Below are 19,461 nucleotides of genomic sequence, written 5' to 3'. Positions count from 1 at the left end.
TCATACCCGGGTGCGCCGCGTCGCGCCGGCGGGCAACGGTGTGGATCGCCATGAACTAGAGTAGGAAAGTCCCCTGATCACCGGAGCCGTCATGTACGCGCATTCCCGATCTATACGCTCTTCTCTCGCCTCAATCGCCCTGCTGGCCCTCGTGGCGCTGGGGCTGGCCGGCTGCAGCGCCACGCCTCATCGCACTGCCATCGCGCCGGTGGAGCTGCTGGCGAGCACACCGAACATCGAATGGTGCGGCACCCTGGCGCTGCCGTCGGAGTGGCAGGACGGAACCCCGGTGGGCGGACTCTCCGACCTGGGCTGGGACGAGGACGAGTCGATGCTGTTTCTGGTCTCGGATCGCGGCTGGCTGCATCGGGCGCGACTGACGTTCAGCGGCAGCGGCGAGTTGCGCGACTACGAACCGCTGGATACCTATCCGTTGCGGGCCGAGGATGGCGCCATTCTGGCGCATGCCAGCAGCGACGCCGAGGCGCTGACGCTGGAGAACGCCGACGACGGTCTGCGCGGCAACACCCAACTGATCATCGGGTTCGAGGGAGCGCCGGGAAGCGACGCCCGCTGGCAGCGCTTTCTACCGTCGGGTATCGCCAGCGAACCGGCACGGCGTCCGGCTGGCCTCTCGGATAGCGATTCCAACGGCGGCCTGGAATCGATCGCAATGCTGCCCGGCTACGGCTTGGTTGGCGGCATCGAGCAGCCGCCGAAAGGCTGGCCGGCGAAGATGACCCGGCTTTTCACCCTGGACGGTTCCCGGGAGTGGCGTTACCCGCTGGCGGCCAATGCCAACAGCGCCCTGACCGCCCTCGAAACGCTGGATGACGACCTGCTGGCGCTGGAGCGCGCCTACACGCCGCCAGCCTCGCTGGTGATCCGGCTGCGCCGCGTCCATCTCGCCGACGATGGCAGCGTCGAAATCACCGAACTGGCCAGACTCTCCAACGGCGATGGCTGGTCGCTGGACAATTTCGAAGGCCTGACGCGCATCGGTCATCACCGCTACCTGATGGTCAGTGATGACAACTTCAGCCTGATGCAACGTACCCTGCTGACCTGCTTTGCCGTTACCGAACCCGATACGGCGACGTCGTGACGCCGGCACACATGACCATTTTCAGCACGGGGGCCGACTTCCCCGCCCATCACTCTTCGACTTTCACGCCCTCTTCTAGCCTTCACCTATGCACGGCCAAGCATAATGATTTCCGCTAGTTGTCATTTCCACCCGCGGATTCGATCCTGCCGACTCTCGTGGATGAACACGGCAACAATAAGAAAAACTGTTCATATATTCTTCGCTCAAGCCCAAGGGCGCTCCTGCCGATGTAGAGCACGCAGTGTCTTCCCGGTAGCGCCGGCAGCGCCATCGACACGATAATCAAGAAGAGGGTTCAGGATGAGTGGGATCAATCAGGCCGCGCTGGAGACCGGCGGCAACACATCGGCGGGATTTTTCTCCCGCGAGAGAACGGTAGCGGGACCCAACTTCAACCGCTGGCTGGTGCCGACCGCGGCGCTGGCCATTCACCTGTGTATCGGCATGGCCTACGGTTTCTCGGTATTCTGGCTGCCGATGAGCCAGCAGATCGTCGACGCCCCGGCCAGTTGCAGCAATCTCGGCCTGTTGCAGGCACTGACCACCACCAGCTGTAACTGGAGCGTGGCCCAGGTCACCTATGTCTTCGGTATCTTCATCGCCATGCTCGGCGTCTCCGCGGCGATCTGGGGCGCCTGGCTCGAGCACGCCGGCCCGCGCAAGGCCGGCTGTATCGCCGCGCTGTGCTGGGGCGGCGGCCTGATCGTCGGCGGCATCGGGGTCATGCAGCATCAGCTGTGGCTGGTCTATCTCGGCTGTGGCGTGCTCGGCGGTATCGGCCAGGGACTGGGCTACATCACCCCGGTCTCGACCCTGATCAAGTGGTTCCCGGATCGCCGCGGCATGGCCACCGGCTTCGCCATCATGGGCTATGGCGGCGGCGCCATGGTCGGCGCACCGCTGGCGGTGGTGCTGATGAACCACTACTCCACGAACGGCGGCACCGGCGTGGCCATGACCCTGATCACCATGGGTGTGATCTACGCCATCGTCATGGCCTGCGGCGCCATCGGCTTCCGCGTACCGCCCAACGGCTGGAAGCCGGCCGGCTGGACGGCGCCGAAGAAAGCCAGTGCCAACGCCATGATCGCTCACGGTCACGTGCACCTGAACACCGCCTGGAAGACCAAGCAGTTCTGGCTGATCTGGGGCGTGCTGTTCCTCAACGTGACCGCCGGGATCGCGGTGATCTCGATGGCAAGCCCGATGCTGCAGGATGTCTTCGGCGGCGCCCTGGTGGGTCTGGATGACCGCGACGCGGTGCTCAGCGCCGCGCAGCAAGCCGCCGTGGTGGCCGCCGCGGCCGGCCTGGTCGGCCTGATCAGCTTGTTCAACAGCGTCGGCCGCCTGTTCTGGGCCTCGCTGTCGGACAAGATCGGACGCAAGAACACCTACTACTGCTTCTTCGCGATCGGCATCGTGATGTACTGCCTGCTACCGATGTGGGGCCACCTGGGCATGGCCGGGCTGTTCGTGATCTCGATCTGCGTCATCCTGAGCATGTACGGCGGCGGCTTCGCCACGGTGCCGGCCTATCTCGCCGATATCTTCGGCACCCAGATGGTCGGCGCCATCCACGGCCGCCTGCTCACCGCCTGGACCGCTGCCGGCCTGGTCGGCCCGCTGATCATCGCCGCCCTGCGCCAGGCCCAGCTCGATGCTGGCGTCGAGCCCAGCCTGGTCTACGATCGCACGCTCTACATCATGGCCGGCCTGCTGTTCCTGGGCCTGATCTGCAACGCCCTGGTCAAGCCGGTCAAGCCGGAGCAGCAGATGAGCGAAGAGGAACTGGCCCGCGAGCGCGCGCTGCAGAAGGAAGATAGTGTCTCCTCCAATGCCGAGACCGCGGCTCGCGGCAGCTTCGGTATCGGCGGCGTTCTGGCCTGGCTCGGCGTGGGCGTACCGTTCCTGATCGGCCTCTACATCGCCCTGGCCAAGGCGGCTGCGCTGTTCTGATTCCGGCGCACCACCCTTGAACGATGGCCGGACACGATCGTGTCCGGCCCGCTACCCGCGATCTCCCGCCAGTAGCGCCTCGAACGTCTCCACCTCGCCACACCGATCCGCCGCGTAGCCGGTCAGTGACTCGAGCTGGGCGAGAAATTCCCGGGATCCCATGAACGCCAGCAGCTCCTGGACCTTGGGCTGTCGCAGTCGATCCTCGGGGCAGACCAGCAGGTAGTGTTCGGTGGAGAGCGGCTCGAAATCGAGCCCGAACTGCGCCGCCGCCGCTTCCAGACCAAACCCGACATCGGCCATGCCCGAAGCGACGTAGGCCGCCACCGCGGTATGCGTGAACTCCTCCCGTTCGGCGCCCTGGATCTGGGCCTCGCCGATCCCTTCCTCCTCCAGCAGCAGATTGAACAGGATCCGCGTGCCGGAGTGCTCGTCGCGATTGATGAAGCGCACCCCGGGTCGGGTGAGATCGCTCAGCCCCCCGATGCGATCGCGATCCGCTGCGCGCAGGATCAACCCCTGACGCCGGGTCACGAACCGGATCACGCGCAACTTCTGGCGCCCCAATTGCCGCCGGTAGACCTGCATCACCCGCATCGCCAGTCGCGGGCAGGTGGGAAGATGAAAGCTGGCCAGGTCGCACTCGCCGCGCTCCATGGCGTTCAACGCTTCCTCGGGATGGCAGTAACGCAGGTCGAGCTCACTGCAGCTCCCCGGCAGCAGCGCCACCGCGTAACCGTGGGTGGCGTGCAGCCGCAGCACCGGGTGGGCGCCCGCCAGCAGCTGCTGCAACTGGTTGTTGAGCTCCGAGGCCATACTGTCGATCTGCGGCCCCAGACGCGCCTTGACCCGCTGCTCGGACCACGACAGCGTCTCGCCCAGCGGCGACAGCCAGGTGCCGTGACCCTTGCGCATGTCCACCAGTGCCATGCCGAAAAAGTTTTCGGCGCGATTGAGCAGATTCCAGGCGTGGCGGTAGGAGATCCCCGCGGCTTGGGCCGCATGGGTCAGCTTGCCGCTCTCGCGCAGATTCGCCAGCAGCGCGAACAGTACCGGATCGAGCAGCTCGCCCTCGTCGCTGCGAAACAGCCACGCGGGGGTGATATTCAACTTTTTTCTAAGCATTTTCGTTCATATTTTGCGCGCTCGATGGGAGTGCTAGTTTGGGCTTCAGCGGCATCCACTTAAATCAGTTAAGAACAATATTTCATATAAGACGATGGACTGACGCGGGCTCCTGACAAACCCGATCGCGGCAGGCCATGTACACGACCAGCCACCGACTCGATGAGAAACAGGCCATGTCACACCCCACTCCGCAGCCCGCCGACACGGCGCTGGCGGCGCAGCTCCAGGCCGTGATCGACCAGCACGCCGCGCGCCCCGGGGCCATGCTGCCATTGTTGCACGCCATCCAGGCGCAGCACGGCTATATCCCCGACGCCGCCGTACCCATGATCGCCGAGGCGCTGCGCCATACCCGCGCCGAAGTGCACGGCATCATCAGCTTCTACCACCACTTCCGCACCCATCCCCCGGGGCGCCACGTGATCCAGGTGTGCCGCGCCGAGGCGTGTCAGGCGGTGGGCGCGCGGGCGCTGGAAGCCCACGTCAAGTCCGCGCTGGGGGTCGACTATCATGAGACCACGGCGGATCGCGAGTTCACCCTGGAGCCGGTCTACTGCCTCGGCAACTGCGCCTGCGGGCCGTCGCTGCGGGTCGACGACGAGATCCACGGGCGCGTGGACGCCGCCGGCTTCGATCGGCTGGCGGCGCAGCTGAGCGCCACCGTGGTGGAGGTGAAGTGATGACGACCACGATCTATGTGCCCTGTGACACCACCGCCCGCTCGCTCGGCGCCGACGCTGTGGCGGCGCGCCTGACACGCGCCGCCGAACGCCTGGGCGTGGCGATCCAGCTCAAGCGCAACGGCTCCCGCGGGCTGTTCTGGCTGGAGCCGCTGGTGGAGGTGGAGACCGCGGCGGGCCGGGTGGCCTATGGTCCGGTCGCCCCCACCGACGTCGACGCCCTGGTCGACGCCGGCCTGTTCGAGGGCCGGCAGGAGCACGCGCTGGCCCTCGGCGACATCGAAGCCCATCCCTATCTGGCACGCCAGCAGCGCCTGACCTTCTCGCGCATCGGTCTGACCGACCCGCTCTCGCTCGAGGATTACACCGCACGGCAGGGCTTCGCCGGCCTGAAACAGGCGCTGGCGCTGACGCCCCAGGCTATCGTCGACGAGGTCAAGGCCTCGGGGCTGCGCGGACGTGGCGGCGCGGCCTTCCCCACCGGCATCAAGTGGCAGACCGTGCACGACACCCCGGCGGCGCAGAAGTACATCGTGTGCAACGCCGACGAGGGCGACTCCGGCACCTTCGCCGACCGCCTGGTGATGGAGTGCGACCCCTTCATGCTGATCGAGGGCATGACCATCGCCGGGCTCGCCGTGGGTGCCACCCAGGGCTACATCTATCTGCGCTCGGAATATCCGCTGGCCCAGGCGATGCTCGACGAGGCGATCGCCCGCGCCGAGGCCGCCGGCTACCTGGGTGAGAACATCCTCGACAGCGGCCACGCCTTCCACCTCGAAGTCCGCCTGGGCGCCGGGGCCTATATCTGCGGCGAGGAGACCTCGCTGCTGGAGAGCCTGGAGGGTAAGCGCGGGCTGGTACGCGCCAAACCGCCGCTACCGGCGATCGAGGGTCTGTTCGGCCAGCCCACCGTGGTCAACAACGTGCTCTCGCTGGCCGCGGTGCCGTTCATCCTCGACCAGGGCGGCCAGGCCTACGCCGACTACGGCATGGGCAAGTCCCGCGGCACCCTGGCGCTGCAGCTGGCCGGCAACGTCGCCCGCGGCGGGCTGGTCGAGCTGGCGTTCGGCACCACTCTGCGCGAGCTGATGGAGAGCTTCGGCGGCGGCACGCGCAGCGGCCGCCCGCTCAAGGCGGTGCAGGTGGGCGGCCCGCTGGGCGCCTATCTGCCGGAGAGCCAGTGGGATACCCCGCTCGACTATGAAGCCTTCGCCGCCTTCGGTGGTGTGGTCGGCCACGGCGGCGTGGTGATGTTCGACGACAGCGTCGACATGGGCGCCCAGGCGCGCTTCGCCATGGAGTTCTGCGCGGTGGAGTCCTGCGGCAAGTGCACCCCGTGCCGGATCGGCGCCGTGCGCGGCGTCGAGGTGATCGACCGTATCCGTGCCGGCGACGCCGCCGACGACAATCTGGTGCTGCTCGCCGACCTGTGCGAGACCATGGTGGACGGTTCGCTGTGTGCCATGGGGGGCATGACCCCCTTCCCGGTGCAGAGCGTGATGAAGCACTTTCCCGATGACCTGACCCGGCCCCAGGCCGAAGGCGGGAGGTAAGCATGTTGCAATATTTCGAACCCGACGCATCCCACGCCGCCCAGTTCGCCCGCGACCTGGGTACCCCGGCGCGTTTCTCCGAGACCCAGGTGGCACTGACCATCGACGGCCACAGCATCAGCGTGCCCGAAGGCACCTCGGTGCTGCGCGCCGCGGCGCTCGCCGGCATCACCATTCCCAAGCTGTGCGCCTCGGACAACCTCGAAGCGTTCGGCTCGTGCCGCCTGTGCGCGGTGGAGATCGAGGGCCGCCGCGGTCTGCCGGCCTCCTGCACCACGCCGGTCAGCGAGGGCATGGCAGTCACCACCCAGAACGCCCGGCTGGCCAAGCTGCGGCGCAACGTGATGGAGCTCTATATCTCCGATCACCCGCTGGACTGTCTGACCTGCCCCGCCAACGGTGACTGCGAGCTGCAGGACATGGCCGGCGCGGTGGGCCTGCGCGAGGTGCGCTACGGCTTCGAGGGGGCCAACCATCTCGACGCCGAGACCGACGCCTCCAACCCCTACTTCAGCTTCGACCCCAGCAAGTGCATCGTCTGCTCGCGCTGCGTGCGCGCCTGCAACGAGGTCCAGGGCACCTTCGCCCTGACCATCGAGGGGCGCGGCTTCGACTCCAAGGTCGCCGCCGGGCAGAACGAGCCGTTCATGGACTCCGAGTGCGTCTCCTGCGGCGCCTGCGTGCAGGCCTGCCCCACCTCGACGCTGATGGAAAAGAGCGTGATCGAGCAGGGCGTGCCCGAGCACAGCGTGGTCACCACCTGCGCCTACTGCGGCGTCGGCTGCTCGTTCGAGGCGCAGATGAAGGGCGACCAGCTGGTGCGCATGGTGCCCTACAAGGGCGGCGACGCGAACCACGGCCACTCCTGCGTCAAGGGGCGCTTCGCCTTCGGCTACGCCACCCACAAGGATCGCATCAAGGAGCCGATGATCCGCGACTCGATCGATCAGCCGTGGCGTGCGGTCTCGTGGGAAGAGGCGCTCGGCTTCGCCGCCCGGCGTCTGCGCGAGATCCAGACCCAGTACGGGCGCGAAAGCGTCGGCGGCATCACCTCCTCGCGCTGCACCAACGAGGAGACTTATCTGGTGCAGAAGCTGATCCGCGCCGCCTTCGGCAACAACAACACCGATACCTGTGCGCGGGTGTGCCACTCGCCCACCGGCTACGGGCTGAAGACCACTCTGGGCGAATCCGCCGGTACCCAGACCTTCGATTCGGTGATGAAGGCCGACACCATCCTGGTGATCGGCGCCAACCCCACCGACGCCCACCCGGTGTTCGCCTCGCAGATGAAGCGCCGCCTGCGTCAGGGGGCGACCCTGATCGTCGCCGACCCGCGGCGGATCGACCTGCTCAAGACACCCCACGGCGGCAAGAGCCTGCACCTGCCGCTCAAGCCCGGCACCAACGTGGCGCTGGTCAATGCCCTGGCCCACGTGGTGGTCACCGAGGGGCTGGAGGATCACGACTTCATCGCACGACGCTGCGAAGGCGACGCCTACCAGCAGTGGCGCGCCTTCATCAGCGAGCCGCGCAATGCCCCCGAGGCGCTGGAAGCCGAGACCGGCGTGCCGGCGGCCACGGTCCGCGAAGCCGCTCGCGCCTATGCCACCGCCGGCAACGGGGCGATCTACTACGGTCTCGGCGTGACCGAGCACAGCCAGGGCTCGACCATGGTGATGGGCATCGCCAACCTCGCCATGGCCACCGGCAACATCGGCCGCGAAGGGGTCGGCGTCAACCCGCTGCGCGGTCAGAACAACGTCCAGGGCTCCTGCGACATGGGCTCCTTCCCGCATGAGCTGCCCGGCTACCAGCACGTCGCCGACCCGGCGGTGCGCGAGAAGTTCGAGGCGGTCTGGCACACCCCGCTGGACGACGAGCCGGGGCTGCGCATCCCCAACATGTTCGACGCTGCGATCGCCGGCACCTTCAAGGCGCTCTACGTGCAGGGCGAGGATATCGCCCAGTCGGACCCCAACACCCAGCACGTGGAGTCGGCCCTGCGCGCGCTGGACTGCCTGATCGTGCAGGACATCTTCCTCAACGAGACCGCCAAGTACGCCCACGTGCTGCTGCCGGGGGCCACCTTCCTCGAGAAGAACGGCACCTTCACCAACGCCGAGCGGCGTATCAACCGGGTGCGCCGGGTGATGCCGCCGGTGGCCGGCAAGGAGGACTGGGAGGTCACCCAGGACCTGGCCAACGCCCTGGGCTATCCGATGCACTATACCCATCCGTCCGAGATCATGGACGAGATCGCCAGCCTCACGCCGACCTTCACCGGGGTCAGCTACGCCAAGCTGGAAAAACTCGGCAGCATCCAGTGGCCGTGCAACGACGCCTTCCCCGACGGCACGCCGACCATGCATGCGCTGGACTTCCCCATCGGCAAGGGCAACTTCGCGATCACCGAGTACGTCGCCACCGAGGAGCGCGCCAGCCGACGCTACCCGCTGCTGCTGACCACCGGCCGCATTCTCAGCCAGTACAACGTGGGGGCCCAGACCCGGCGCACTGCCAACAGCGCCTGGCACGCCGAGGACGTACTGGAGATTCATCCCTCGGATGCCGAGGTCCGTGGCCTGTACGACGGCGACTGGCTGGGCATCAGCAGCCGTGTCGGACGCACGGTGCTGCGCTGCCGGGTCAGCGATCGCATGGCGCCGGGGGTGGTCTACACCACCTTCCACCATCCCGGCAGCGGGGCCAACGTGATCACCACCGACAACTCCGACTGGGCCACCAACTGCCCGGAGTACAAGGTGACGGCGGTGCAGGTGGAGAAGGTCTCTCAGCCTTCGTCCTGGCAGCAGCATTTCCAGCGTTTCGACGAACGCCAGCAGCGTTATCTGGAATCCGCAGAGGTGGCGCTCAAATGAGCGCTGCCGGCCACTCTTCCGGTGCCAGGGAGCGCGAGATGAGCGATTCGAGCATGAATGATTCGAGCCATGGCGGACCCACCGCGCCGCTGATCAAGATGGTCAACCAGATCAGCGCCAACAATCTGCACCATGGTGATGACACCCAGGCGGCCGAACGGGTCGCCACGCACCTCAAGAAGTTCTGGGCACGCCCCATGAAGCGCGACATCATCGCCTACGCCGACGCGGATGGCAGCGAGTTGAGCCCGGTATCGCGTCTCGCGATCGCCCAGCTGAAGACCATGTCGTCGACCGTCAAGGACTGGGAAGAGACCTCCGACGCGGGCTAGCGGCTGGCATGGACCAGGGTATTGACGCCCAGCCCGCCCAGCACACCACCGCCGAGGCGCTGCAGCCAGCGCGAGCCTCGGCTACTGCCGGCGGTGAACCAGCGCCGCAGCGGTGCGGCCAGCAGTACCGTGACCACGTCGGCGGAGGAGAAGATCAGGTTGGTGGCCACGCCCAGGCCGAGCAGTTGCCAGGTCATGGCGAGATCGGCCTGGGGCTGCACGAACTGCGGCAGGAAGGCGACGAAGAACAGCGCGGTCTTGGGGTTGAGCACCTCGACCAGGAAGCTGTCGCGCAGCACTCGCCGTGCGGAGGCACGTGATCCAAGCGGCGGCGCCTCGCCCCCCAGGCCCTGACGCCACAGTCGCACGCCCGCCCAGAGCAGATACACCCCGCCGATCACTTTCATCGCCACATAGGCCGGGGGCACCGCCGCGAACAGCGCCGCCAGCCCCAGCGTCGCTGCCACCACATGCACGTAGCAGCCAAGATGCACGCCCAGTACCGCGAACCAGCCGGCTCGCTTGCCGCGCCCCAGGGTCTGCGCGGCGGTATAGAGCATGGCCGGACCGGGCAAGTAGGCGAAGCCCAAAGCGGCCAGGGCGAAGGTCAGCAGATCCATGATGATGACATCTCCAGAGCGAGACCTTCGACTGTAGCGCGCACCATCACAAAGACACAGCCCCGCTCAGGCGAACCCGGGCGGGGCTTTGTCAACTGAACGGCGACGATGTCAGGGCTTCATGTCCTCGAAGAAACGCTTCACGCCATCGAACCAGCCCTCTTTCTTGGGCGAGTGTCGGCTGGCGCTGCCCAGGCTGTCCTGGAACTTGCGCAGCAGATCTTTCTGCTCTTCGTTGAGGTTGACCGGGGTTTCGGTCACCACCTTGCACAGCAGATCGCCGGCCGGGCCGCCGCGCACGGGCTTGACGCCCTTGCCGCGCAGCCGGAACAGCTTGCCGGTTTGGGTCTCGGGCGGGATCTTGAGCTTGACGCGGCCCTCCAGCGTCGGCACCTCGAGCTCGCCACCCAGCGCCGCATCGACGAAGTTGATCGGCACTTCGCAGTGCAGATGCCGGCCGTCGCGCTCGAAGATCGGGTGCGGCTTGATCTCGACCTGGACGTAGAGATCCCCCGCGGGGCCGCCGTTGAGCCCGGATTCGCCTTCGGCATTGAGCCGGATGCGATCGCCGGTATCCACTCCGGCCGGGATCTTCACCGATAGCGTGCGGGTCTCGCGGACGCGGCCTTCGCCATGACACTTGCGGCAAGGCACCTTGATGCTCTGGCCGCTGCCGTGACAGGTCGGACAGGTCTGCTGGACGGCAAAGAAACCCTGCTGCATCCGCACCTGACCCTGGCCGTGGCAGGTCGGGCAGGTCTCCTTGCTCGACCCCGGCTCGGCGCCATTGCCGTCGCAGTGCCCGCACTCGACGTGACGCGGCACGCGAATGTCGACGGTGGTGCCGAACACAGCGTTCTCGAGGTCGAGCTCGAGGTTGTAGCGCAGGTCGCTGCCGCGTTGCGGCGCATTGGGATTGCGGCGGCCGCCGCCGCCCCCGAAGATGTCGCCGAAGACATCACCGAAGATATCGCTGAAGCCACCGGCTCCGGCGCCGCCGAAACCGCCGCCGCCAAATCCGCCGGCCTGGCCGTCGACGCCGGCATGACCGAACTGGTCGTAGGCCGCGCGCTTCTGATCGTCGGAGAGCACTTCGTAGGCATCGGAAACCTCTCGGAATTTCTCCGCTGCCTGCTGATCTTCCGGATTGCGATCCGGATGGTACTTCTGCGCCAGCCGACGATAGGCTTTCTTGATGTCCTTGCCGTCGGCGCCCTTGTCGACGCCCAATACTTCGTAGTAGTCACGTTGGGACATTACTGAGTCCGCCTCCGTGTCGGTGCCGTGCAAACAGCAACGCGGGAGTCGTCCTGGCTCCCGCGCTACTGCCGATCACACGGCGTCAGACGTCGTGGTTATTGCTTTTTCTGATCGTCGTTGACTTCTTCGAACTCGGCGTCAACCACGTCATCCTCTTTCTTGCCGCTGGCCTGGGTGTCGTCGCTCGGCTGCTCGGCCTGCGCGCCGGCACCTTCACCCTGCTCGGCATACATCTTCTGCGCCAGGTTGCCGGACGCTTCGGTGAGCGCGTCGAGCTTGGCCTGGATGGCATCCTTGTCGTCGCCCTTGAGCGCTTCCTCGAGCTCGCCGATGGCGGTCTCGATCTTGCTCTTTTCGTCGGCGTCGACCTTGTCGCCAGCCTCTTCCAGCGTCTTGCGCGAGGCGTGGATCATGCCGTCGGCCTGGTTGCGCAGTTGGACCAGTTCCTCGAACTTCTTGTCCTCGGCTTCGTGGGCCTCGGCATCCTTGACCATCTGGTCGATCTCCTCGTCGGAGAGACCGCTGGAGGACTTGATCACGATCGACTGTTCCTTGCCGGTCGCCTTGTCCTTGGCCGTGATGTTGAGAATACCGTTGGCGTCGAGATCGAAGGCAACCTCGATCTGCGGCACACCACGCGGCGCCGGCGGAATGTCGGCAAGGTCGAAACGGCCCAGCGACTTGTTCTGGCCAGCCTGCTTGCGCTCACCCTGCAGCGCGTGAATGGTCACCGCCGTCTGGTTGTCTTCCGCAGTGGAGAAGGTCTGGGTCTTCTTGGTCGGGATCGTGGTGTTCTTCTCGATCAGCGGGGTCATCACGCCACCCAACGTCTCGATACCCAGCGTCAACGGCGTGACGTCGAGCAGCAGCACGTCCTTGACGTCACCGCCGAGTACGCCACCCTGGATCGCGGCGCCCATGGCCACGGCTTCGTCCGGATTGACGTCCTTGCGCGCTTCCTTGCCGAAGAACTCGGCGACCTTCTGCTGCACCATCGGCATGCGGGTCTGGCCACCGACCAGGATCACGTCGTGAATCTCGCTGTTGGAGAGACCGGCGTCTTCCATCGCAGTCTTGCACGGCCCGAGCGAACGCTGGACCAGATCCTCGACCAGTGATTCCAGCTTGGCGCGAGTGACCTTGATCGCCAGGTGCTTGGGACCGGTGTTGTCTGCCGTGATGTAGGGCAGGTTGACTTCGGTCTGCTGGGCAGAGGAGAGCTCGATCTTGGCCTTCTCGGCAGCTTCCTTCAGACGCTGCATGGCAAGGCTGTCGCCGGACAGATCGATGCCGGAGTCGCTCTTGAACTGCTGGACGAGATAGTCGATCAGCTTGAGGTCGAAGTCCTCGCCACCCAGGAAGGTATCACCGTTGGTCGCCAGCACCTCGAACTGCTTCTCGCCATCGACGTCGGCCACTTCGATGATCGAGATGTCGAAGGTCCCGCCACCCAGGTCATAGACCGCGATGGTGCGGTCGCCGGTGGAGCGGTCCATGCCGTAGGCCAGCGCGGCCGCGGTCGGCTCGTTGATGATGCGCTTGACCTCGAGACCGGCGATGCGACCGGCATCCTTGGTCGCCTGACGCTGGGAGTCGTTGAAGTAGGCCGGCACGGTGATGACCGCTTCGGTGACTTCTTCACCGAGATAGTCCTCGGCGGTCTTCTTCATCTTTTTCAGCACTTCGGCGCTGACCTGCGGCGGAGCCAACTTGTTGTCGTTGACCTTGACCCAGGCGTCGCCGTTGTCGGCTTCGACGATCTCGTAAGGCACCATCTTGATGTCTTTCTGGACGACATCGTCCTTGAACTTGCGGCCGACCAGACGCTTGATGGCGTAGAGCGTGTTGGTCGGGTTGGTGACCGCCTGACGCTTGGCCGCCTGACCGACCAGTGTTTCGCCGTCATCGGTATACGCGATGATGGAAGGCGTCGTGCGGCCACCTTCGGCGTTCTCGATCACACGAGTCTTGTCACCATCGAGTACGGCGACACAGGAGTTGGTCGTACCCAGGTCGATGCCAATGATGCGTCCCATAATTCCTCACCTCTAACTATTCGTTGACGACTCAATTCGTTTGGATGACGGCGCTTGCTGCGCGATTGCTTGCTATGTGGGGGCTGGCCGGCGCCTTTCAAGTCCCCACCGACACTCAGTTGCAGTATCGGCCCGGCCGCGGCGCCCGGCCCTCTACCCCGCCGCCTTGCTGACCACGACCATCGCCGGCCGAATCAGCCGGCCGTTGAGGGTGTAGCCCTTCTGCATGACGTCCATCACGGTATTGGGTTCCAGTTCCGGATTGGGAACCATGGTCATGGCTTCGTGGAACTGCGGATCGAACGGCTCACCCTGCGGATCGAGCTGCTCGACACCGAACTTGCCCAGTACGTCGAGCTGCATGCGGAGCGTCATCGAGACACCTTCGCGGTGGGTCTCGTCGACCTCCTGCATGCTCTCCAGCCCCTTCTCCAGGCTGTCGACCACCGGCAGCAGCTCCTTGACGAACTTCTCGAGCGCGAACTTCTTCGCCTTGTCGGCGTCCTGCTCGGCGCGACGACGCGCGTTCTGCGCCTCGGCAGCGGCGCGCATCGACTGATCCTTGGCATCCGCCAGCGCCTGCTCGAGCTCCTCGACTCGGGCGGCCAGAACCTCGGCCTCGGGGTTGGCCTCCCCCTCGAGGTCATCCGCCTCGTGTTCGAGCGACTCCGCGAACTGCTCCAGATCGCCGTCCAACGTCTCGTTGGTGGACTGGTGCTGGGGCTCGCCGTCGCGTTCGGCGCGCTCGAGTTCTTCGTCTACGGGGTTCTGCGGATCTCTAGCCATGAATCTCTCCTGGCAAGGTGTTGTGACAGCGATTCGACAAGCGTCGGAAGTTGTCTGCCTATATGGGGCTATCGATTCAGATCTCAAGCGTTTCGTCACCACACCATCACGACAGCCGTTGAAGGCCATTTTCGACTACTGTATAAACAACCAGAAACCTGAATGACCGATCATCCACCGCCCGCTGACCGTATCGCCGCCATCGCCCCGCAGGAGGCCGCATGCTGATCCAACTCGCCATTCGTGACTTCGCTATCGTCGACACGCTGGACCTGGAGTTTCAGGCCGGCATGACCGCCATCACCGGCGAGACCGGAGCCGGCAAGTCGATCCTGCTCGGCGCGCTGGGCCTCTGCCTGGGAGAGCGGGCCGATGCCGGCGGCGTGCGCCACGGCGCCGACCGCGCCGATCTGAGCGCGCGCTTCGACATCGCCGAGCGAGAAGACGCCAGGGCGTGGCTGGCCGCCCGCGAACTGGCGACGGACGACTGTCTGCTTCGCCGCGTCGTCACCGCCAACGGACGCTCCAAGGCGTGGATCAACGGCCAGCCCTGCACCATCGCCGACCTGCGTGAACTGGGCGAGTGCCTGATCGACGTGCACAGCCAGCATGCGCACCAAGCGCTGCTCAACGAGGATACCCACCGTCGCCTGCTCGACGACGCCGCCGGTCATCACAAGGCAGTCGCCGAGCTTGGCGATCTTCATCGGCAGTGGCATGCATTGCGTCGGCAGTATCGCCAACGCAGCGAGAATGACGAGGAGCGCCAAGCCAAGCGCCAGTTGCTGCGCTATCAGGTCGAGGAGCTGGATCAACTCGATCTCCAGGCCGACGAACTCGCCGGCCTGGAACAGGAGCAGGAGACCCTGGCTCACCTCGAGGAGAGCCTGCGCGAGGCACAGTTCGCGGCGGACAGCTGCGACCACGACGAACATGGCGCGTCGACGCTGCTGTCACAGGCGACCCAGCGGCTGTCCAGGGTGCCGGGCAGCGACCGCGGTGCGCTGTCGGAGGCACTGGGCATGCTCAACGATGCCCAGATCCAGATCGAGGAAGCGGCCCGTGAACTGCACCATTTCGTCGAGTCGACGGAGCTCGATCCGCAGCGGCTGGCCTGGGTCGAGGAACGCCTCGGCGAGATTCACCGTATCGCGCGCAAGCATCACGTCATGCCGGAGGAGTTGAGTGGGCTGCATCGCCGGCTGCGGGAAGAGCTGGAAGCGCTCGACGGCGGTGACAATGACCTCGAGACGCTGAGGGCCCGGCTCGACGACCTACGCCAGCAATACCGCAACAGCGCCAGGGAGATCAGCGAAACGCGACAGCGCACCGCCAAGGTCTTCGCCCGCCAGGTTCAGGAGCAGCTGGCGTTTTTGGGAATGGACAAGGCGCGCTTCGCCGTCGATGTCTCGCCGCTGGAGACGCCCCAGCCCCACGGCCTGGACCGGGTCAGCCTGCAGATCAGCGCCAACCCGGGCCAACCGACCCGGCCGCTGGCCAAGGTCGCCTCGGGCGGCGAACTCTCTCGCGTCAGCCTGGCGATTCAGGTCGTTGCCGCCAGCCACAGCACCCTGGCGACGCTGGTCTTCGACGAGGTCGACGTCGGCATTTCCGGCGCTACCGCCGAGATCGTCGGGCAACTGCTGCGCCGGCTGGGCAGCAATGCCCAGGTCATGACCGTGACCCACCTGCCGCAAGTGGCCGCGCAGGCGCATCAGCACCTGCATATCGAGAAGCACTCCAGCGACGATGCGACCCGCACGCTGATGTCTCAACTGGACGAAGCCGGGCGAGTACGCGAACTGGCGAGGATGCTGGGTGGCGTCAAGCTTTCCAATCGCACACTGGCTCATGCGCGCGAGATGCTGGCGGCCAGTCAGCGTTCGGCCCACTGATTGAAAGCCCTTCAGACGAGAAACGCCGACCCGAGGGTCGGCGTCTTGGTATTCTGTCGCGCTCCAGCGGGCGCTGCGCGGGCTTACTTCTTGATGCCATCCTGGCGCGTGGCCTTTGAGCCACGGGGGCGCACGTAGAGTACCAACGCGTGCTCGACCAGCTCGTAGCCGTGCTCTTCGACGATCTCCCGCTGCCGGCGCTCGATCTCCTCGTCGTAGAACTCGACGATCTCGCCGGATTCGAGGTCCACCATGTGATCATGGTGCTCTTCCTGGGACATCTCGAAGACCGCGTGCCCGCCGTCGAAGTTGTGCCGGACGACCAGCCCTGCCGCTTCGAACTGGGTCAATACGCGATAGACCGTGGCCAACCCGACATCCTCTCCAGACTCCAGCAGCGCCTTGTAGACGTCCTCGGCACTCATGTGGAGCTCTTCTTCCATACGAGTCGCTTCGAGGATCTGCAGAATCTTGACGCGCGGCAGAGTGACCTTCAGCCCCGCCTTACGCAATTCTTGGTTTTCGTCGGCCATGGTCGCTCTTCGCAGTAGCGTCTCGTGTCGGGTATGATCAATCCACGCAACGATAGTGAAAGACGGACTCAAATGCAAAATCTGATCAGAACGGTCGTACTCCTTATTGCAGTCTCGCTCATCGCCGGCTGCAGCTACTTCGGCGTCTATAAAAGGGACATCCCGCAAGGCAACCTCATCACCCAGGACATGGTGTCCCAGCTTCATCCCGGCATGAGCCGTTCGCAGGTGGCCTACATCATGGGCACGCCGCTGATGGAAGCGCCCTTCTCATCGGACCAGTGGGATTACGTCTTCTATCTCGACAAAGCTTACGGCGGTACGGTGGAAAAGCGCCTGACACTGACTTTCCAGGACGACCAGTTGGTCGACATCGCCAAATCCGGCGACATGGACTCGGATGTCGAACTGAATCAGGACGGCGGGCCCGGACCTGCCGTAGAAGGCGCCGGCGAGGGCACGTCGGTTCCGCAGATCGGCCCCAGCGGCATCTAGACCCCGCCTAGCTCACGGCCGGGTGGGCAGTTCAACGCGAGGCGTTGGCTACCCGTTCACGCCGGGCCTGCTTGGGATCGAGTTCCAGTGGCCGGTAGACTTCGATGCGATCGCCAGCCATCGGCTGGTACGTCTCCGGAGAGGTCAGACGCTCGCCGAAGATCCCCAACGGTGCCTGGGTGAAATCGATCTCCGCCCAACTCGGGTGTCGGCTCGGCAGTTCCGCCAGCATGACAGCCTGCCGGGCGTTGATGCCGGGCTCGAGCGTCAAGCGCACGATTGCCTGGTAGGCGGGCGTGGCGAAGGCGACTTCGATAGCACCCATCGGCATAACCGCTAGCGTCCGTAGACCTGGTCGGCGCGGCGCGTGAAGGCGTCGACCAACTGGCCCGCTACCTGTTGGAACAGTCGGCCGAACGCCATGCCCAGCAGGCGATTGCTGAATTCGAAACTCATCTCGAGTTCGATCTTGCAGGCGTCTTCTCCCATGGCGCGAAAATGCCACTGTCCGCTCAGCCGCTTGAACGGGCCATCGACGAGCGACAGATCGATTCGCTGGGGCCGCTCGAGGTCGTTGCGTGTCGTCACGCTCTGCTCCACGCCGCCCTTGGCCAACGTCATTCGACCAATCAGATAGCCGTCTCCCTGCTCGACGATGCTGGCCCGTCGACATCCGGGCAGAAATTCGGGATAACGCTCGAAATCATTGACCAGCTCAAACATCTGTTCCGGTGTATGCCGAACGAATGCGGACCGATTCACGCTGGGCATAGGGGTCTCCACTGATTTATCGCCACGACATGCGTATCATGGGGCATCGTTTTCAATGGCTTGAATGGTATCACGGCTGCCCTCATAACTAGACTTCACACGATGCCTTGCGCATGAACCCTCGCGGCGCATGATGTGATGAACATAGCGCACGGCGCGCCGGACCGCAGGTCATGGAATGCATCGGCAGTGGGGCATACCGGATAACGCCGCAAAGAGGTGTCATGGGTAAGAAAAAAGGCAACGCGCCTAGCAGCAACACGATCGCCCAGAACAAGAAGGCTCGGTTCGAATATCACATCGACGAGACCTTCGAGGCAGGCCTTTCACTGGCTGGCTGGGAGGTGAAGAGCCTTCGCGCAGGCAAGGCCCAGTTGACCGACACCTACATTCTGGTCAAGAACGGCGAAGCGTGGCTGCTGGGCAGTCATATCATGCCGCTCAACACGGCCAGCACTCACGTGCTTGCGGACCCGACCCGGACGCGCAAGCTGCTCTTGCATCGCAAGGAGATCGCCAGAATATTCTCCAGAACCCAGGAGAAGGGGCACACCTGTGTGCCGCTCAAGCTCTACTGGAAGCAGAATCTGGTCAAGTGCGAGCTGGCCTTGGTGCGCGGCAAGCAATTGCACGACAAGCGCGCCACCGAGAAAGAGCGCGACTGGAACCGCGAGAAGGCCCGGGTCATGAGGGACCATGCCTGAAACGACGCTAAATACTTGAGACAGCACTTGATATGGCGTGGGCTCGTCGCCATCTGTTAGACTGTACGAGTTGTAAGGGGGCGACATGGCTTCGACGCCGGTGACAATCCCTGAGGTGCATGCCGAGAGTGTAACGTATCTCGTAAATCCAACGTTGCAATTGAATAGTCGCAAACGACGAAAACTACGCTCAAGGCGCACTGGCAGCGTAAAAACTGCTAGTTGTTAGCCTGGCCCCAAAGCGATGTGCCCATTCATCGCGGCGGGGATACGAGCTAAAGCTGATGGGACCGCGGATGTCAGCGCTCTCCTGACATTCGTTAAACCTTAGAGAGATCGCAAGGTGCCATCCTGCCCGTCGGAGTGCACTGAGTTAAATCAAAAGACGGAACTAAGCATGTAGAGCTGATGGGCGAGTGCCGGCGGACGGGGGTTCAATTCCCCCCGCCTCCACCAATACCCAAACCCCAACCCTTCTCGGTTGGGGTTTTTCATTTCTGGGACTGCGTATCTGCTCGGGCTTCAGGAACCGTCTCAGACTGCACAGAATGGCCACCCAACGTATCCAGCATCAGAATCCGCTCTCTCCAGCCGGATATTCTCCGGCACCCTCATCGGCCGAAATGGGCGAAGTTGGTGACCAGAGAATGCCAAAAAATTTATAACCAATTACTTATCTACACATCTAGCGAAAGGTGTGATTAGGAAACTGGTTGGGC

The 19,461-nt window shown here is 64.7% G+C and carries 17 protein-coding genes and 1 other RNA gene; 10 read left to right on the top strand and 8 right to left on the bottom strand.

Annotated features, from left to right (window positions below; translation table 11 throughout):
* Nucleotides 1-91 precede the first annotated feature (91 nt).
* Both DOM54_RS06620 and DOM54_RS06615 read left to right on the top strand, forming a co-directional pair.
* Complete coding sequence (locus DOM54_RS06620; RefSeq protein WP_110715572.1) at nt 92-1,105, top strand: esterase-like activity of phytase family protein; 1,014 nt, start codon at nt 92-94, stop codon at nt 1,103-1,105.
* Nucleotides 1,106-1,408: 303 nt separating this feature from the next.
* Nucleotides 1,409-3,064 (top strand): OFA family MFS transporter, encoded by a 1,656-nt coding sequence (locus DOM54_RS06615; RefSeq protein WP_110715571.1) that lies wholly within the window; start codon nt 1,409-1,411, stop codon nt 3,062-3,064.
* Nucleotides 3,065-3,115: 51 nt separating this feature from the next.
* Here the strand turns inward: DOM54_RS06615 and DOM54_RS06610 are convergent, their stop codons facing one another.
* On the bottom strand, nt 3,116-4,174 hold the full coding sequence (locus DOM54_RS06610; RefSeq protein WP_240613797.1) for a substrate-binding domain-containing protein: 1,059 nt from the start codon (nt 4,172-4,174) through the stop codon (nt 3,116-3,118).
* 191 nt (nt 4,175-4,365) lie between these two features.
* Between DOM54_RS06610 and DOM54_RS06605 the strand changes: the two genes are divergently transcribed.
* The 4 genes from DOM54_RS06605 to DOM54_RS06590 are packed head-to-tail and all read left to right on the top strand — an operon-like array spanning nt 4,366 to nt 9,642.
* A complete protein-coding gene (locus DOM54_RS06605; RefSeq protein WP_110715850.1) occupies nt 4,366-4,872 on the top strand; it encodes a formate dehydrogenase subunit gamma in 507 nt (168 codons plus the stop codon).
* Nucleotides 4,872-6,428: a formate dehydrogenase beta subunit gene (locus DOM54_RS06600; RefSeq protein WP_110715569.1), complete on the top strand. Its 1,557-nt coding sequence runs from the start codon at nt 4,872-4,874 to the stop codon at nt 6,426-6,428. The genes DOM54_RS06605 and DOM54_RS06600 overlap by 1 nt, the downstream gene beginning before the upstream one ends.
* A 2-nt stretch (nt 6,429-6,430) precedes the next feature.
* Nucleotides 6,431-9,310 (top strand): formate dehydrogenase subunit alpha, encoded by a 2,880-nt coding sequence (fdhF, locus tag DOM54_RS06595; protein WP_110715568.1) that lies wholly within the window; start codon nt 6,431-6,433, stop codon nt 9,308-9,310.
* Nucleotides 9,307-9,642, top strand: a complete 336-nt coding sequence (locus DOM54_RS06590; RefSeq protein ID WP_240613796.1) for a formate dehydrogenase subunit delta — start codon at nt 9,307-9,309, stop codon at nt 9,640-9,642. The genes fdhF and DOM54_RS06590 overlap by 4 nt, the downstream gene beginning before the upstream one ends.
* Here DOM54_RS06590 and DOM54_RS06585 read toward each other — a convergent pair.
* The 4 genes from DOM54_RS06585 to grpE all read right to left on the bottom strand — a co-directional run bounded on the left by DOM54_RS06585 (nt 9,639) and on the right by grpE (nt 14,344).
* Complete coding sequence (locus DOM54_RS06585; RefSeq protein ID WP_110715567.1) at nt 9,639-10,262, bottom strand: LysE family translocator; 624 nt, start codon at nt 10,260-10,262, stop codon at nt 9,639-9,641. The two genes, DOM54_RS06590 and DOM54_RS06585, sit on opposite strands and share 4 nt — an antisense overlap.
* Nucleotides 10,263-10,373: 111 nt before the next feature.
* Nucleotides 10,374-11,519: a molecular chaperone DnaJ gene (dnaJ, locus tag DOM54_RS06580; RefSeq protein ID WP_110715566.1), complete on the bottom strand. Its 1,146-nt coding sequence runs from the start codon at nt 11,517-11,519 to the stop codon at nt 10,374-10,376.
* Between the two features lie 98 nt (nt 11,520-11,617).
* A complete protein-coding gene (gene dnaK, locus DOM54_RS06575; protein WP_110715565.1) occupies nt 11,618-13,558 on the bottom strand; it encodes a molecular chaperone DnaK in 1,941 nt (646 codons plus the stop codon).
* A gap of 153 nt (nt 13,559-13,711) precedes the next feature.
* Complete coding sequence (grpE, locus tag DOM54_RS06570) at nt 13,712-14,344, bottom strand: nucleotide exchange factor GrpE (RefSeq protein ID WP_110715564.1); 633 nt, start codon at nt 14,342-14,344, stop codon at nt 13,712-13,714.
* A 221-nt stretch (nt 14,345-14,565) separates the two neighbouring features.
* On the opposite strand from grpE, the gene recN reads away from it, so the two are divergent.
* Nucleotides 14,566-16,239, top strand: a complete 1,674-nt coding sequence (gene recN, locus DOM54_RS06565; protein ID WP_110715563.1) for a DNA repair protein RecN — start codon at nt 14,566-14,568, stop codon at nt 16,237-16,239.
* 83 nt (nt 16,240-16,322) lie between these two features.
* On the opposite strand, the gene fur is transcribed toward recN, so the two are convergent.
* Nucleotides 16,323-16,772, bottom strand: a complete 450-nt coding sequence (fur, locus tag DOM54_RS06560; RefSeq protein WP_071230959.1) for a ferric iron uptake transcriptional regulator — start codon at nt 16,770-16,772, stop codon at nt 16,323-16,325.
* Between the two features lie 72 nt (nt 16,773-16,844).
* Here fur and DOM54_RS06555 point away from each other — a divergent pair, with 72 nt between their 5' ends.
* On the top strand, nt 16,845-17,267 hold the full coding sequence (locus DOM54_RS06555; RefSeq protein ID WP_110715562.1) for an outer membrane protein assembly factor BamE: 423 nt from the start codon (nt 16,845-16,847) through the stop codon (nt 17,265-17,267).
* A 31-nt stretch (nt 17,268-17,298) separates the two neighbouring features.
* Here the strand turns inward: DOM54_RS06555 and DOM54_RS06550 are convergent, their stop codons facing one another.
* Complete coding sequence (locus DOM54_RS06550; protein ID WP_110715848.1) at nt 17,299-17,592, bottom strand: RnfH family protein; 294 nt, start codon at nt 17,590-17,592, stop codon at nt 17,299-17,301.
* 11 nt (nt 17,593-17,603) lie between these two features.
* On the bottom strand, nt 17,604-18,038 hold the full coding sequence (locus tag DOM54_RS06545) for a type II toxin-antitoxin system RatA family toxin (RefSeq protein WP_110715561.1): 435 nt from the start codon (nt 18,036-18,038) through the stop codon (nt 17,604-17,606).
* 224 nt (nt 18,039-18,262) lie between these two features.
* Between DOM54_RS06545 and smpB the strand changes: the two genes are divergently transcribed.
* Together smpB and ssrA are read left to right on the top strand one after the other, a co-directional pair.
* Complete coding sequence (smpB, locus tag DOM54_RS06540; protein WP_110597749.1) at nt 18,263-18,742, top strand: SsrA-binding protein SmpB; 480 nt, start codon at nt 18,263-18,265, stop codon at nt 18,740-18,742.
* Between the two features lie 76 nt (nt 18,743-18,818).
* Nucleotides 18,819-19,198: a transfer-messenger RNA gene (gene ssrA / locus DOM54_RS06535) on the top strand.
* Nucleotides 19,199-19,461 lie beyond the last annotated feature (263 nt).

Source organism: Salinicola acroporae, from assembly GCF_003206615.1.
GTDB classification, from domain to species: domain Bacteria; phylum Pseudomonadota; class Gammaproteobacteria; order Pseudomonadales; family Halomonadaceae; genus Salinicola; species Salinicola acroporae.
This window is presented reverse-complemented; position numbering and strand designations above follow the sequence as displayed.